Origin of the sequence: Gordonia sp. VNK21 (assembly GCF_046098115.1) — a bacterium.
Lineage (GTDB): Bacteria > Actinomycetota > Actinomycetes > Mycobacteriales > Mycobacteriaceae > Gordonia.
On sequence record NZ_JBJURU010000002.1, the window covers coordinates 22382 to 37725 of the forward strand.

Below are 15344 nucleotides of genomic sequence, written 5' to 3' on the forward strand. Positions count from 1 at the left end.
TAGCCGATCGGCGAAGCCTGGTCCAGATGCCCGTCCGCCGCCTCGCGTCGGACACCTACAGGCCCGACTTCACGACCTTGCCGTCGACGGTCACCGTCGTCTTGCGGGTCTTGACGTTGTAGGTGATCTTCCCGTGCTCGAAGGTCGTGGTGCGCAGATCACCCTTGGCGACCTCGTCGCTGGTCACCGCGCCGAGCGGGCCGGCCGAACCGTTCTTGCCCGACAGCGACGGCTGACCGTCCGCGTCGCGCTCGACGTTCCAGGCGTCCCGGATCCGACCCCAGGTGATGTACGCCGGAGTCCCCTCGTGATCGTTCTTCGCGGTGATCACTCCGCCCTCGAACTGCTGGAAGACCACACCGCTGTCGCGTGTACCGGCATTGTGATCACCGTTGAGCGGCTTACCGAGGCCGTCCTTCTGCTCCTCGGTCGCCGACGCGTACTTCTTAGCGATCGGCCCCGACAGCGTCACCTTGAAGCCGTCCTCGGCGGTCAGCTCCACATCGCCGGCCGCCGCCCCTGCGGCCGAGGCGCTTCCGCTGGTCGACGCCGATCCGGTATCCGTCGTCGTCGACGTATCCGACGCCGCCACCGACGATCCGGTGGTCGACGTCGCGTCGTCGCTGTCCGAGTCGCTGCACCCGGCCACGACGAGTGCAGCGGCGGCCAGGCCGGCGACCAATGCGCCGGTACGACGATGTGCGGTCAGAGTCATGCGGTTCCCTCCGGGTTCTTCACAGCCGGCTCCCCAGGCCGAACGCGGTCCGGTACGACTCAACCAGAGGCTGCGGGCGGTGTCGACCCACACGCGGGCCGGACGGCGCCGGCGCCCGGGCCTACCGCGCTCGTCGAGACGCCCGCTCGACCGATCAGCGCAGTCCGATCATCGCCGATCACTCTGCGCACCTCGGCCCGGACTCCCGACGGTCTCCACCCCACCAACTCGGCTCCACCCCACCGACTATTCGGCGGGGCGGACCCGATTCGGCAGGGCGGACCCAACTCGGCAGGGCTGAACCACACCCATCGGACGCGTGACCTGGAACAACGCGCACCCCTCCGAATTCGGTGACACATTTGTATTTAAATAACCCAAGTTGCGGCTTACTGTGGAGCTATGGCCGACACCACAACGACGAGTCCTGTGCTCGAATCCCTCGAGCTGTACTCCGAACTCGCCGGCGAACCCACCGCCGCCGTCTACCAGCGCTTCTTCGCGCTCCATCCCGAATCGAAGGAAGAGTTCGGCGGCGACGAGATCCTCGAGCAACGCATGATGGCCAGCCTGCTGCAGATGCTCGCCGACCTCGCCGACGGCGATCGCGCCCCCGCCGAATGCGACTACTGGGTGTGGGACCACATCGCCTACGAGGTGGACCTCACCATCGCCTTCGACATGTTCGGCGCCATCGTCGACACCCTGCGCGAGGGCGTCGGCGATCACTGGACGCAGAACATGGAGGACGGGTGGCGGGAGCTGATCGACTCCCTGCGGCCGGTCCTCACCACCACCTTCGAGCAGGCGCAGGGCTGACCAGACGCTCATCGAAACGGCTCCGCAACGCGCCGGACACACCCGTGCGCCACGATGGAAAGACGTGGACTGAGGAGCTGGTGCATGGCGGTAGACGATTCCCCCGCACCCGCTGTCTGGGAACCGGTCCGGCACCAGCTGCAGATCGCCGCCGACACCACCGGCACACGGATCTGGCTCGTCCTCGACGGCCTCGCCCTCGCACACACCACCGACCCGGACATCACCCAGCTGCGCAAGATCATGGTGCACGGCCGCACCCCCGCCGGCGCCCGCACCGACGCCGCAGCCCTGCTGATCCCCGTCCCGCAGACCGGTTCCGTACTCGCGATCGCCAATCCCGACCGGCACCGGCTGCCGGTGCGCGCATTCACTGAACTCGCCGAACAGGTCGATGCCCTCGCCGAACCCGTCATCGCCGCCCGCGAATCCCGCGCCGGTCTCGAAGCAGTCCTGATCAGCGAACTCATCTCCGCCACCCGGGACAGCGCCACCCTCGACCCGTGGACCCGGTCCTTCGGCCTGGCGCCCGGTCAGCGCGTCAAAGTGATCGCCGCCCGAGCCGAAACCGGCAGCAGCACAACCGAAGACGCAGGCGACGCCCACCAGCAGGCCATCGTCCGGGCGTTGCGGGATCTCGGATCCGTCTACTCCGGCCCCACCGTGGCAGGCCTGCACAACCACACGGTCTACGCGATGATCGGGCTGGCCGCGACCGAGACCGGCCCCTCGGACGTCTTCGCCGAGAGCGTGGAGACCATGCTGGAGGTCTTCACCCACCGGCACGGCGCACCGTTCGTCCTCGGCTCCGGAACCACGATGATGACCGGCCCCGGCGACCTCGCTCAGGGCCTGATCAACTCCCGGTCACTGCTCGAACGGCAACTCCGCGCCGTGCCTGCCACCGAGAACGACGACGCTCTGCCTCCCTCGCTGGCCGGCACACTGCTCGCCGACGATCCCGGTCAGACGCAGACGCTCGTCCGCTCCCTGCTCGAACCGATCATCGACTACGACAGCCGGCACGACAGCGACTACCTCAAAACCCTGCGCTGCTTTCTCCTGCACGACGGCGCGATCCGCGCCACCGCCGACGACCTGGGCATCCACATCAACACCCTGCGCTATCGGATCGACCGGATCGAACGCCTCACCCTGCGCGGCCTGTCCCGGATCCCCGACCGCGCCGACTACTACCTGGCGCTCTACCTGTACGAGAGCCCCCGCCGATCCGAACGATCCGACCACCACGGCTGAGCCGCCACCGGATCGAAGCCGGCGATCACCTCGTAGTCGCCGCCGCGCGCCCGGCCGATGTACGCCGGATGCGTGCTGTAGTGCTCATCGTCGAACCCGAACGCGATGCCCTCCGGGTTCTCGTCGACGGTCACCGAGCGCAGCGCCGACCGCATCTCCGCCACCTCGTCGCTGCCGGTCAGTTCGTAGGCGAGCGCCGCCGCCCGCACCCCGTTGTAGGCGCCGACCTGCGCGGCGTGCGCGCGGCGCTGTCCGCGTGCGGCCAGCTCGGCACGGAAGCGCGCATTGGCCGGCGATGTGAGTCCCGAGAAGTAGCTCGCGGCCATGTAGTGCCCGTCGCTCACCTCCGTCGGCATGTGCGCCAGATCGATCTCCGTGGTCACCGTCGCCGCGATCGGCATCGAGGCGGCGGTCAGCCCGGCCCGCCGGTGGGCGGTGTAGAACGAGGCCGTCGACTCCGCTCCGACCAGATTGCAGATGATCACATCGGGGGCGGCTCGGGCGATGTCCTCGATGACCGCATCGAGTTCGGTCTCTCCCAGCGGTGCGAACCAGTCGCCCACCGTCTCCAGCCCGCGCCGCCGTCCGAGCACCTGAATCGCCTCGCCGAGCACCCGCGGATAGATGTAGTCCGATCCGACGAGATACATTCTGCTGCCGAGATTGCCGGCGATCCACTCCAGGTAGCCGCCCAGGAACTGGTTGGGTGACGCACCGCAGTAGAAGACGTTCGGATCGGTCTCCTCGCCCTCGAAGTACGTCGGATAGAGCAGCAGCGCGTCGACCGTCTGCAACGCCGGGCGGACCGCCACCCGCGCCGCCGAGGTGTAGCCGCCGACGAGAACCTTCACCCCGCCGGCCCGCAGCGACACCGCGCCTTCGATGGTCCCGGCCACGTCGGAACGGGTATCGGCGATGACCGGTTCGATCGGCTCCCCGCCGATTCCGCCGGCCGCGTTGATCTGGGACACCGCGGCCAGCGCACCGTCGAGAATCGACTGTCCGATCTCCTGCCGGCGCCCGGTCAGCGAGCAGAGCACACCGAGTTTCACTGTCCCTCCTCACTGCTGTGCCGGGACCGCCCCCGCATGATCCGAGTCTATCGGCGCCGGTCTCCGTCGGCGCCCGAGGCGAACCCCGCACCTGTGACATCGGTGTTCCGATCACGTCTCCCGTGTTTCCGGCCGATGACCACCTCACCTCACAGACCTCCGGCCGCGGGCGTGAAACCCGCAGGTGAGAGCGCCGGCAGCCGATGCGCTGTTGGAGCTTCCTCCAAGCCCCCACCTGGCCGGAGATCCAATTGCCGTCCACTTCCCACCCGGCTTTCATCGGTGCACCAACCACCGACACCACCGGCAAGGAGACCACTCATGACCGAAGCACTCGCACCGGAAACCACTGCGGGACAAAATGTCCGGACCGCCGTCGACATCGGCGGAACGTTCACCGATGTGTTCGTCCAGCGCGCCGACGGACAGATCGTCACCGCCAAATACCCCACCCAGACCGACCCCATCGAAGGCGTCCTGGCCGGGATGCAGCAGGCCGGCGTGGACTGGGCCGACGTCGAGTTCTTCTCGCACGGCACCACCATCGCCACCAACGCGTTGATCACCCGGTCCTTCCCCAAGATCGCACTGGTGACCACCGAGGGATTCCGCGACGTCATCGAGATCCGCCGCGGCGACCGCGAGTCGTGGGACCCCTACCAGGAAGTGGCCGCACCGTTCGTGCAGCGGCGCAACCGGCTCACCGTCCCCGAGCGGATCGGCTACGACGGCGCCGTCCTCACCCCGCTCGACGAGGAGAAGGCCCGCGAAGTGGCCCGTGTCCTGCGCCGCCGCGAGATCGAGACCGTCGCCGTCTGCTTCGTCAACTCGTTCACCAACCCGGCCCACGAGATCCTGATGGCCGAGATCCTCGCCGAAGAACTGCCGGGCGTGGCGATCACCACCTCCTCGGATGTGCTTCCGGAGATCTTCGAGTACGAGCGCTTCTCCACCACTGTGGCCAACGCGGCCCTGGTGCCGATCATCGGCCCGTACGCACACACCCTCGAGGAGCGGCTCGCCGAGTCCGGCTATCAGCACGACGTGCTGCTGCTGCATTCGGGCGGCGGCGTGATGACTCCGGCGATGGCGGAGAAGTACGGTGCCCGCCTGGCCGCCTCCGGTATCGCGGCCGGCGCCATCGCCTCCCGGCACATCGCCCGCCAGTGCGGATACGAGAACTCCATCGGCTTCGACATGGGCGGCACCTCCACCGACGTCTCGCTCACTGAGAACGGCGTCCTGGGCACCACCAACACCTGGAGTGTCGAATTCGGCTACCCGATCTGCTTCCCCAGCATCGAGGTACTCACCATCGGCGCCGGCGGAGGCTCCATCGCCTGGCTCGACGACGCCGGCTCGCTGCGCAACGGCCCCCAGTCGGCCGGCTCCGATCCCGGCCCGGCCTGCTACGGCGGTGACGGCCTGCTGGCCACCAACACCGACGCGAACCTGGTACTCGGCACCGTCGGCACCACCCTGGCCGGCGGCGTGAAGACTCTGGACGTGCAGCGCGCCAAGGAGGCCATCGCTCTGGTCGCCGAGCCGCTCGGCCTGGACGTGGAGACCGCGGCACAGTCGATCATCAAGGTGGCCAACGCCAACATGGCCGACGCCGTCCGGCTCATCTCCATCCGCAAGGGTCACGACCCTCGCGACTTCGCTCTCGTCGGCTTCGGCGGCGCCGGACCGCTGCACGCCGCCTACCTGGCCAAGGACCTGGGCATCCCGACCGTCATCATCCCGCCGCACCCCGGCGTCACCTCGGCGATGGGCTGCATGCTCGTCGACGTCCAGCACGACATCACCAAGATGTACCTCGCCGACACCGCCGAGGCCGACCTCAAGCACCTCGCGGACTCCTTCGTCGAACTGCAGCAGGAGGGCAAGCAGCGGCTCGTCGCCGAACACGTCGCCGAGGAGGACATGGTCTTCGAGTACTTCCTGGACATGCGTTACGCCGGCCAGTGGCGGGCGATCGAAGTTCCGGTCACCATGCCGCTTACCAGTCTCGACGACGTCGTCGCCACCTTCCACGCCACACACCACAAGGAGCACAACTTCGCCGCCGAGGACGAGGCCGTGGAGATCTACCGGATCTCGGTGCGCGCGATCGGCTTGACCGCCAAGGGCGACGCCGCGCCGGCCGAACTGATCGACCCGGCGTCGTTCAGCCCGGAGGCGATCGACGGCCGCGAGGTCCTCTTCCCCGATGAGGACGCCCGGATCCTCACCCCGATCTACGACCGCGCCATGCTGCCGCCCGGCGCCGAGTTCGCCGGTCCGGCCATCGTCGACCAGCTCGACACCACCACCGTCGTGCCTCCGGCCACGCACGTCAAGGTCGACGAGTACTCCAACCTGATCATCACCTACACCGACTGAACGTCCGCACCGAAAACCGCCACACACCAAAAGAATTCAGGAGAACGTCATGCCTACCAGCCTCGATCCCGTGACCTTCGAAGTGATCAAGAACGCCTTCGTCAACACCGTCGACCAGATGGCCGAGCAGATCTTCCGCACCTGCTACTCCTTCGTCATCTACTCGCGCGACTTCTCGTCCGCACTGTGCGACACCGAGGGCAACACCGTCATGCAGGGCACCGGTGACATCGCCGCCCACGTCGGCACGCTGCACTACACCGCCAAAGCCGTGATCCGCGACTTCGCGGGCGACATCCATCCCGGCGACGTCTTCGTGATCAACGACCCGTACGAGGGCGGCAGTCACTTCAACGACACCCGCATCATCCGGCCGATCTACTACCGGGGCGAACTCCTCGGCTACGCCCAGGCCAACGGCCACTGGGCCGACGTCGGTGGTGCCACGCCCGGCTCGTTCAACGTCAAGGCCCTCGACCACATGGGTGAGGGCCTGCGCATCCCGGCCACCCGGCTGTGGAGCAAGGGCGAGTTCCTCACCGACGTGGCGCAGCTGATCGCCAAGAACACCCGCAACCCGCGCGACATCATCGGCGACATGCAGGCGCAGGCCGAGGCGACCAAGGTGGCCGAACGGGAGATGGTGCGGCTGTGCGACAAGTACGGCGTCGAGACCATCAAGACCGCGATGGTCGAGGTGCAGGACTACGTCGAGGAGCTCACCCGCGCCAAGATCGCCGACCTGCCCGACGGCGTCTGGTACACCGAGGACTACATCGACCAGGATCCGGCGCTCGACGAGGGCCTGATCCCGGTCACCATGAAGATGACCATCTCCGGCGACTCGGTGCACTACGACCTGTCCGACTCGCACGCCTCGATCTCGTCGATGCTCAACGCCGGCTTCGGCGGATCGTTCGCCGGCATCGTGGCCGGCACCAAGATGCAGTTCCCGGACATCCCGCTCAACTCCGGCTTCTACCGTGTGGTCACCGCCGACCTCGGTCCGATCGGCACCGTCGTCAACGCCGAATGGCCCCGGCCGTGCGCCGGTTTCTGCTCCGGTCCGTTCGAGAAGATCATGAACTCGGTCTTCGAGATCTGGTCCGACATCCAGCCCGAGCGGGCCATGGCCGCCACGTTCAACCTCGAGTACCTGCTGGTCGGCGGCAAGGACAATCGCAACGGCGGCAACGGAAACTACATGTGGTACGACTGGATGATGGGCGGCTGGGGCGCCCGCAACGGCGCCGACGGCTACAACGCCTCCGCCCCGATCTTCGGCGTCCAGTACGGCACCCAGCCCTTCGAAGGCCAGGAGCGCCTGGCCCCGGTGCTCACCTCCTGCCACGACCTCGTCCCCGACTCCGGTGGTCCCGGTAAGTTCCGCGGCGGGCTGGGCGCCGAAAAGGGCGGGCGCCTGTGGGCCAGCGACAACACCGTGATGTCGTACTGCTGCGACCGGGAACGCTCGGTCACCTGGGGTCTGTGGGGCGGCCTGCCGTCGATCCCCCACGGCGTCTGGCTCAACAAGGGCACCGAAGACGAGGAGTACCTGGGCTCGATCTTCGCCGCGGTGCCGATCAAGTCCGGCGACGAGTTCACCCGGCCGTCGGCCGGCGGCGGCGGGCTCGGGGATCCGTTGCAGCGCAGCGTCGACGAGGTCCTCGAGGACGTGATCGACGGCTACGTCACCATCGCCCGGGCCGAGGCCGACTACGGCGTGGTGATCACCGAGATCGACCCGGAGATCTGCGAATACGCCGTCGACGAGGAGGCCACCGCCCGGGCCCGCGAGTACATCCGCACGCACCGCAAGGACTGGATGGTCCGGGATCCGCAGGAGGTCTCGGAGGAGTACCAGCGCAAGCTGATCAACGAGATGGACTGCGTCCGCCGGTTCGGTGTCATCCTCGACTGGGGCACCGGCGAGGTACTCGAAGAGTCCACCGCACAGTTCCGCGACATGCTGGCCCGCCGCACGCTCGTGCACTGGACCGACGACCCCGATCAGCCGTACGTTCCGGGCACGCTGCGTCCGCACGACGCCGTGATCGCCTGACCCGGACACCCGAGAAACGAAGGCGCTCACCATGACTGTGCAAGCTCCCGAAGCCGCCGCCGGCGGCGGCGCCGCGGTCCCGCCGCTGCGCATCACCCATCACGACGACCCCCGCGTGCTGGCCAAAGCCGCCGCCGAGGACTACTCGCTGCACATCGTGCCGCTGTCCTGGCGGACCGGCCGGGCCTCGGTCGCCATGGCCTGGACCGGCCTGATGAGTGCGATGTTCTTCGTCGTCGTCGGGGCCACCGTCGCCCTCGTCGTCGGCACCGTCGACTCACTGATCGGCATCGGCTTGTCGGTGCTGGCCTACGGTGCGATCAACGCGGTGGCCGCGAGATTCGCCGCGGAGTCCGGGACCAGCGTGTCGCTGTTCTCCCGGGTCCTGTTCGGCCGGGCCGGGTCGGCGTTCGCCGCCGCCCTGTTCGGCATCACCATCACCTACTACGTGGTGGCCGAGGGCGCCATCGTCGCGTCGGCGCTGCACGCCTACTTCGGCTCGCTGCCGATCGCGTTCTGGTCGCTGGTCGTCGTGCTCTATCAGGCGCCGCTGGCCTGGCGCGGGGTGACGACCTGGCTCGACAAACTCAACGGCGTGCTGCTGCCGCTGTACGTGCTCGGTCTGATCGGGTCCGTGGTGTGGGCGATCGCCGAGTACGGCTACCACAACGAATGGCTCACCTACCGGCCCGAAGCGGCCGCGGACCTCTCGGTGCCCGGCTGGTGGTACGCGTTCGTCATCTACATGGGCGTCTGGGTGGTCACCATGATGGCGTGGGACTTTGCCCGCTTCGGCAAGCCCGAGGACGCGAAGTTCAACGGCCGGGTCACCTTCGGCACACCGTTCTACGTGGTGACCCTCCTGGTCAATGCGATGGTCGGCATCTTCCTCGCGCAGACCATCACCATCGCCGGGCCGCTGTCAGAGGAGTCCGCCATCCTCGGAGTGGTCGGGATGATGGGGATCTGGGGTCTGCTGTGGGTGCTCGCATCCCAGACCCGGGTCAACGCCGGCAACTTCTATCTGGCGTCGACCAACTTCCAGAACTTCTTCGCCCGCACGGTGAAACTGCAACTGCCGCGAACGTTCTGGGTCGGCGTGGTCGCGGTGATCGTCTATCTGATGATGCTCACCGACGTGCTCACCTGGATCACCACCTCACTGCAGTACCAGGGCGTGCTGATCGTCGGCTGGGTGGCGGTGGCGCTGGTGCACATCGGCTGGATGCGGCTGACCGGGCGGCACGCCGACTCGCTTGAGTTCCGGCCCGGACGGGTGCCGGCCGTCAATCCCGCCGGCACCGGCGCCTGGGGGATCTCCGCCGTGGTCGGCATTCTGATGGTGGCACTCGGCGGCGGGGACGGCGCCGTCTGGGCTCCCGTGGTCTCCTTCGTCCTGGCCGGCGCCCTCTATGCGGCGGCGCTGGCGGTACGCAGGGAGTCGTGGTTCACCCTGGCCCGGCCGTTCGACCCGCGCCACGACGTCGACGACGTCTGGGACAGCCGGATCGAGTGCCACCGCTGCGGTGACAGCTACATCGCCTACGAGATGGACCGTGATCCGTCGGCCGCGCATCAGGCCATCTGCCTGGCGTGCGCCTCCGACGATCTGGAGTTCCAGCGGGCCGCGACCGCCGAGGCGAAGGCCCTGCGGGATGTGGAAGGAGCCCCCAGCGCCACGGTGTGACCGCGGTACACGACGAGCCCGAGATCCCACCCCGCACTCATCCGGGGTGGGATCTCGGTGTGTCAGTCGGCCTCGTGGCGGCCCATGGCGTGCTGGACGTCGTGCTCGCGGTCGATCTCGCCGAGACCCAGACTGTGGCCGGCATTGGTCATCATGTCCGACGGCCCGGAGTTGTCCATCGCCAGGAACTCGGCGGTCTGCCGGTCGGCGGATTTCTGCCGGTCGGCGGATTCGCCGGACGGCTCGGGTTCGGCGTTCTCCTGCTCCGTCGCGTCCTCGGCCGACGGCGCCGGTGCGGTGAGCGGCTTGCCGGTGTCGGGGTCGATCCCGTGGCGTCGCAGGGTCGCCGCACGGCGCTCCATGCCCTGACGCATCATGGCCCCCTGCGCGGCCACCATCATGGTGGACTTGCCGGCCAGGATCCGGTCCACTTCCTTCGACTCGCGCCACCGCTTGCCGACGATCATGCAGGCGACGCCGATCAGCGCGTAGATGCCCATCTGCAGGAAGCCGCGCCAATACGGCTCGCCCACCCCGTACAGGATCTGCTTGACCATCTCGGTGATGCCGTGGCCCACCACGAACGGCTGCAGGAATCCGAAGAAGTCCGGGATCATCCAGGTCGCGAACGCCGCCCCCGACGCCGGCATCGACAGGAAGATGAACAGCAGCATCGCCGGGGCGGTGATGAACCGGCCGAAGAAGTACGACGCCCCGTTCACGAACAAGCCGATCGCGAAGATCCACAGGAACGCCAGCCCCACCAGCTGGAAGAAGTGGCTCATGTCGTACACGCCGAAGCCGGCGCCCACGATGAGGTTGGCGACCAGCGACAGCACCACCGCGCCGCCGGCCAGAATGCTCAGCCGCATCCAGTGCCCCAGCGGCGCGCCCATCATGCCGATGAACATCGCCACCATGTAGCCGGCGATGCACCACGACAGCATCATGTACATCGCGCCCTGCCCGAACGCGTCGGACTCCGGCAGCGGTGCGATGTCGGTGAAGGTGATCCCGTTCTGCGCAGCGAAGACCTGCTGCAGCGACTGCCGCGCCATACTCGCGCTCTGGTACTGGTGGGCGCTCGCGACGAAGACCTCCGCCTTGCCCTGCCCGTCGGCCGGAAGCTGCAGTGCCGCCGCCTCACTGCCGTCGCGCACCGCATCGATCGCCTTGTCCCGGTCCGGATAGATGCTGAAATCGAAAGTGCCCGGAGCGTGCTGCTCCACCTTCTCCATCGTCACCGCCGCGGCCGGCGAGTTCACCACGGCCACCGGGATGTGGTGCACCTGCGGCGAATGGAAGGCACCGATGTAGCACAGGCAGAACGCGATGATGAAGAACAGCGGCATCCACAACTGGAGGCCGATCATCTGCGCCGCCGGCGGCAGCTTTCCGTACTGTTCCCGCCACCACGTCGTCACCTTCGACATGCGCACCTCTTCACTCTCGCCGCTCACGAATCCGGCCACGACCGCACGCGCCGCCACCGCAGGTTCGCATCCGATAGTCGTCCCCCACCGGCGGATTCGGCAACTCGGGCAAAAGGTGCGACGCCCTCGCCGAGCGGACCGCGGCGCTGCCGGCTCAGCCCAGGTGCGCCTGCACCTCGGCACTCGACTTGTCGAGCCGCTCGAGCCGCCCTTCGGTCATCGACGCGATCTGGTCGACGACCACGCGCACCCGCTGATCCTCACTCTCCGCCGCCTCCCAGCGCGGCACGAAGAACGGGTCCAGATTGCCCGGCGCGGTGTTCAGCAGCAGCGTGCCCACCCGGTGGATGCGCTCGCGCTGACGGTCCTGGTTGGCCCGATGCCGGCGGTCGGAGAAGATGAACCGCAACGCCACCGTCTTGAGGGTGGCCACCTCCGCCGCGATCTCCGACGGCACCGACAGGTCGGCGTCGTACCGGCGCAGCGGCCGCTGGCCTTCGGCCGTGCGGGTCGCCGTGATCGCCGCCGACGCGAACCGTCCGATCAGCTCCGAGGTGAGCCGCTTGAGCCGCACCGAGGCGTCGAGCGAGCCGTCGTACGCGCCCAGCGACGCGAAGATCTCCATCTCCGACAGCCGCTGCGCCGCGTCGACGAGCGCCTCCGGATCCAGACCGTCGAAGTAGCGCACCCCGAGTTCGGCGAGCTCGCTCTGGTCGTCGGCGGATCCCAACTGCCGCAAGTCGATCCGGCCGCCGATCACACCGTCCTCGAGGTCGTGCACCGAATAGGCGACGTCGTCGGACCAGTCCATCACCTGCGCCTCGAGGCACCGCCGCCCCTCCGGCGCGCCCTCGCGCACCCAGGCCAGCGCGGGCTCGTCCTCCACATAGGCGCCGTACTTGGTGCCCGGCGCCTTGCGGCTCCACGGGTACTTGAGGGTGGCGTCGAGCGAGGCCCGCGTCAGATTCAGGCCGGCGCTGCGCCCGTTGGGCCCGAGCACCTTCGGTTCGAGGCTGGTGAGGATCCGCAGATTCTGCGCATTGCCCTCGAAGCCGCCGTGATCGCGCGCCAGTTCCTCCAGTGCGCGTTCACCGTTGTGCCCGTACGGCGGATGCCCGATGTCGTGGGCCAGCCCGGCCAGCTCCACCAGATCCGGGTCGCAGCCGAGGCCGACGGCGATGCCGCGCCCGATCTGTCCCACCTCCAGGGAGTGGGTGAGCCGGGTGCGCGGGTTGTCGCCTTCGCGGGGACCGACCACCTGGGTCTTGTCGGCCAGGCGCCGCAGTGCCGCACAGTGCAGCACGCGTGCCCGGTCCCGCGCGAAGTCGCTGCGGTGATCGGTCGCCGGCTGCGCGATGGCCGCCACCTTGGGAGCCTCGCTCACCACCCGCGCCACATCGTGCGCGGTGTAGACGGCCATCGCCGGACCGGCGGACCGATCGTCGGCTGGGACAGACAATCTCGTCGTCGTCAGCTCAGTCGTTGGACCAGTTGCGCGAACCCGCGAGGTCCATCAGCCGCGAGCGGATCGCCTGGATCTGCCGTGCGGTCAGGTCCGGCGAGGCGTCGAGCAGCAGTTCGGTGAACTCGTTGAACAGCGAGCCGCCGCCGCGGTGCTGCTGGCGGCGCGGACCCCGGTCGAACCGGTCGCCGCGATCACCGCGGTCCCGGCGATCCCCGCGGTCGTGCCGGTCGCCGCGGCCGCGGAAGTCGTCGCGGCGCTGCGCGCGCTCGGCCGCCGGATCCCCCTCCGGCGCCTCCTGGGTGACCTTCACATTGGTCGCCTTGGATCCACGCTCGGTGTCCTCGACCTCGAACTCCACGACGGCACCGGGCCGCAGCAGGTTCTCATCGATGTCCACGTCGTTGATGTGCAGGAAAACGTCGTCCCCGCCCTCCTCGGGCGAGAGGAAACCGAAACCCCGGTTCGTGTCGAAATGCACGACCTTGCCACTGACAGCCACCACTGAACTCACTCTCTGCGGCCCCTGATTCCGGGCCCCTTGCCCGCTTGTCGATCGCCTTCCACCACTATGCCTCATCGGCAACCAGATCTCGCACCGAAATCGCAGGTCCGCCCCGGTTCTGTGGCGGGCGGCACGCGAGCGGCCCCACCCGCGGCCCGCGCGGCGCTAGCGTGGATGCCAGTTCCATCCGCCGCGCAGCAGGGAGCACACCATGGCCTACACCGTCTCCGACCTCATCCTCGACACCGTGCACGCCGCCGGTGTCCACCGCATCTACGGCATTCCCGGAGACTCCCTCAACGGCTTCACCGACGCCTTGCGGACCAGCGACGACGTCTCCTGGCAGCACGTCCGGCACGAGGAGGCGGCGGCCTTCGCCGCGGCCGGCGAGGCCGGGCTGACCGGTGAACTCGCCGTCTGCGCCGGCAGCTGCGGGCCGGGCAACCTGCACCTGGTGAACGGCCTGTACGACGCTCACCGGTCACGGGTGCCGGTGCTGGCGATCGCCGCGCACATCCCGGGCAGCGAGATCGGCACCGGCTACTTCCAGGAGACCCACCCGGAGAAGCTCTTCGACGAATGCAGCGACTACTGCGAGCTGGTGCGCAGCGTCGACCAGCTCCCCCGCGTCCTCGACATCGCCGTGCGCACGGCCGTGGAGAAGCGCACCGTGGCGGTGCTGGTGATCCCGGGGGAACTGTTCCTGGCGAAGATCGACCGGCCCAAGCGCCCGGGCCGGATCCGGCCCACCCATCCGGTGATCCGGCCGTCCGACGAGGAGCTGCACCTGGCCGCGGTCCGGCTCAACTCCTCGGAGCGGGTGACCGTTCTGGCCGGTGCCGGCGCGGCCGGCGCGCACGATCAGCTCGTCGCCCTCGCCCAGAAACTGCAGGCACCGGTGGTGCATGCGCTGCGCGGCAAAGACGCCGTCGAGTACGACAATCCGTGCGATGTGGGGATGACCGGACTGCTCGGCTTCTCCTCCGGCTATCACGCGATCGAGAAGTGCGACACCCTGCTGCTGATCGGCACCGACTTCCCGTACAGCCAGTTCCTGCCCGACGACGCCTACACCATCCAGCTCGACGTGCGCGGCGAGCAGATCGGCCGGCGCACCCGGGTGGATCTGCCGCTGGTCGGCGCCGCCGCCGACACCCTGCCGGCGCTCACCGAGCTGATCAAGGACGGGCGCGACGACGAGCATCTGCGCACCGCCCGTGAGCATTACGCGCAGAACCGCGGCTTCCTCGACGAGCTCGCCGCCCCAGACGACGAGCTGCCGATCCGGCCCGAATACCTCACCCGGGTGATCGACCGGCTCGCCGCCCACGACACGGTCTTCACCGCCGACGTGGGCTCACCGGTGGTGTGGGCCGCCCGCTACCTGACGATGAACGGCGCCCGCCGGCTGATCGGCTCGTTCAACCACGGCTCCATGGCCAATGCGCTCTCCCAGGCCGTCGGCGCCTCGTCGGCCGCACCCGGCCGGCAGGTGATCGCGCTGGCCGGCGACGGCGGGCTGGCCATGCTCCTGGGCGAACTGCTCACCCTGGTGCAGAACGATCTGCCGGTGAAGATCGTCGTGTTCAACAACTCGTCGCTGAACTTCGTGGAGCTGGAGATGAAGGCCGCAGGCTTCGTCACCTTCGGTACCGACCTGCACAACCCGGACTTCGCGAAAGTTGCCGAGGCGACCGGCATCTACGGCCGCCGGGTGAGCGCGGCGAGCGAGGTGGAGGACGCGGTGGCCGAGTTCCTGGCGCACGACGGCCCCGCACTGCTCGACGTGATCACCGCCCGGCAGGAGCTGTCGATCCCGCCGGCGATCTCCGCCGCCCAGGCCAAGGGCTTCACCCTGTGGGCACTGCGCACCGTGCTGTCCGGGCGCGGCGACGAACTGCTCGACCTGGCCGAGACCAACCTGTTCAGTCGCCTCAAGCGCTGATCGGCACGGCCCCGCCGGCCGG

Annotated in this window: 11 protein-coding genes; 6 read left to right on the forward strand and 5 right to left on the reverse strand. The window is 68.5% G+C overall.

Annotated features, from left to right (window positions below; all coding sequences use genetic code 11):
* Positions 1-55 precede the first annotated feature (55 nt).
* On the reverse strand, positions 56-715 hold the full coding sequence (locus ACJMNC_RS03100; RefSeq protein ID WP_408946489.1) for an LGFP repeat-containing protein: 660 nt from the start codon (positions 713-715) through the stop codon (positions 56-58).
* A 402-nt stretch (positions 716-1117) separates the two neighbouring features.
* On the opposite strand from ACJMNC_RS03100, the gene ACJMNC_RS03105 reads away from it, so the two are divergent.
* Positions 1118-1534 (forward strand): hypothetical protein, encoded by a 417-nt coding sequence (locus ACJMNC_RS03105; protein WP_408946490.1) that lies wholly within the window; start codon positions 1118-1120, stop codon positions 1532-1534.
* Between the two features lie 84 nt (positions 1535-1618).
* A complete protein-coding gene (locus tag ACJMNC_RS03110) occupies positions 1619-2791 on the forward strand; it encodes a PucR family transcriptional regulator (RefSeq protein ID WP_408946491.1) in 1173 nt (390 codons plus the stop codon).
* Here the strand turns inward: ACJMNC_RS03110 and ACJMNC_RS03115 are convergent.
* Positions 2740-3843, reverse strand: coding sequence for a transporter substrate-binding protein (locus ACJMNC_RS03115; RefSeq protein ID WP_408946492.1), 1104 nt, complete (start codon positions 3841-3843; stop codon positions 2740-2742). The two genes, ACJMNC_RS03110 and ACJMNC_RS03115, sit on opposite strands and share 52 nt — an antisense overlap.
* A gap of 321 nt (positions 3844-4164) precedes the next feature.
* Here ACJMNC_RS03115 and ACJMNC_RS03120 point away from each other — a divergent pair, with 321 nt between their 5' ends.
* From ACJMNC_RS03120 to ACJMNC_RS03130, 3 genes are read left to right on the forward strand one after another with little or no spacing between them, the layout of a single operon-like run.
* Positions 4165-6228 carry a hydantoinase/oxoprolinase family protein gene (locus tag ACJMNC_RS03120; RefSeq protein ID WP_408946493.1) on the forward strand — a complete coding sequence of 688 codons (2064 nt, stop codon included), beginning with the start codon at positions 4165-4167 and terminating at the stop codon, positions 6226-6228.
* Positions 6229-6277: 49 nt separating this feature from the next.
* Positions 6278-8290, forward strand: a complete 2013-nt coding sequence (locus ACJMNC_RS03125; RefSeq protein WP_408946494.1) for a hydantoinase B/oxoprolinase family protein — start codon at positions 6278-6280, stop codon at positions 8288-8290.
* 31 nt (positions 8291-8321) lie between these two features.
* Positions 8322-9977 (forward strand): purine-cytosine permease family protein, encoded by a 1656-nt coding sequence (locus tag ACJMNC_RS03130; RefSeq protein ID WP_408946495.1) that lies wholly within the window; start codon positions 8322-8324, stop codon positions 9975-9977.
* Between the two features lie 62 nt (positions 9978-10039).
* Here ACJMNC_RS03130 and ACJMNC_RS03135 read toward each other — a convergent pair whose 3' ends face one another.
* The 3 genes from ACJMNC_RS03135 to ACJMNC_RS03145 form a co-directional block, all read right to left on the reverse strand.
* Complete coding sequence (locus tag ACJMNC_RS03135) at positions 10040-11410, reverse strand: ABC transporter permease (RefSeq protein ID WP_408946496.1); 1371 nt, start codon at positions 11408-11410, stop codon at positions 10040-10042.
* Between the two features lie 154 nt (positions 11411-11564).
* The gene (locus ACJMNC_RS03140; RefSeq protein ID WP_408946757.1) at positions 11565-12830 is read right to left on the reverse strand and encodes a deoxyguanosinetriphosphate triphosphohydrolase; all 1266 of its coding nucleotides are present in this window, start codon (positions 12828-12830) and stop codon (positions 11565-11567) included.
* Between the two features lie 55 nt (positions 12831-12885).
* Entirely contained in the window at positions 12886-13374 is a 489-nt protein-coding gene (locus ACJMNC_RS03145) for a cold-shock protein (protein ID WP_408946758.1), read from the reverse strand.
* A gap of 214 nt (positions 13375-13588) precedes the next feature.
* On the opposite strand from ACJMNC_RS03145, the gene poxB reads away from it, so the two are divergent.
* A complete protein-coding gene (gene poxB / locus ACJMNC_RS03150; RefSeq protein WP_408946497.1) occupies positions 13589-15322 on the forward strand; it encodes a ubiquinone-dependent pyruvate dehydrogenase in 1734 nt (577 codons plus the stop codon).
* Positions 15323-15344 lie beyond the last annotated feature (22 nt).

What these genes read in the sequence shown, in the direction of transcription:
- poxB (WP_408946497.1), top strand. Translation starts at nt 13,589, where the DNA reads ATGGCCTACACCGTCTCCGACCTCATCCTCGACACCGTGCACGCCGCC.
- ACJMNC_RS03135 (WP_408946496.1), bottom strand. Translation starts at nt 11,410, where the DNA reads ATGTCGAAGGTGACGACGTGGTGGCGGGAACAGTACGGAAAGCTGCCG.
- ACJMNC_RS03140 (WP_408946757.1), bottom strand. Translation starts at nt 12,830, where the DNA reads ATGGCCGTCTACACCGCGCACGATGTGGCGCGGGTGGTGAGCGAGGCT.
- ACJMNC_RS03120 (WP_408946493.1), top strand. Translation starts at nt 4,165, where the DNA reads ATGACCGAAGCACTCGCACCGGAAACCACTGCGGGACAAAATGTCCGG.
- ACJMNC_RS03105 (WP_408946490.1), top strand. Translation starts at nt 1,118, where the DNA reads ATGGCCGACACCACAACGACGAGTCCTGTGCTCGAATCCCTCGAGCTG.
- ACJMNC_RS03130 (WP_408946495.1), top strand. Translation starts at nt 8,322, where the DNA reads ATGACTGTGCAAGCTCCCGAAGCCGCCGCCGGCGGCGGCGCCGCGGTC.
- ACJMNC_RS03110 (WP_408946491.1), top strand. Translation starts at nt 1,619, where the DNA reads ATGGCGGTAGACGATTCCCCCGCACCCGCTGTCTGGGAACCGGTCCGG.
- ACJMNC_RS03125 (WP_408946494.1), top strand. Translation starts at nt 6,278, where the DNA reads ATGCCTACCAGCCTCGATCCCGTGACCTTCGAAGTGATCAAGAACGCC.
- ACJMNC_RS03100 (WP_408946489.1), bottom strand. Translation starts at nt 715, where the DNA reads ATGACTCTGACCGCACATCGTCGTACCGGCGCATTGGTCGCCGGCCTG.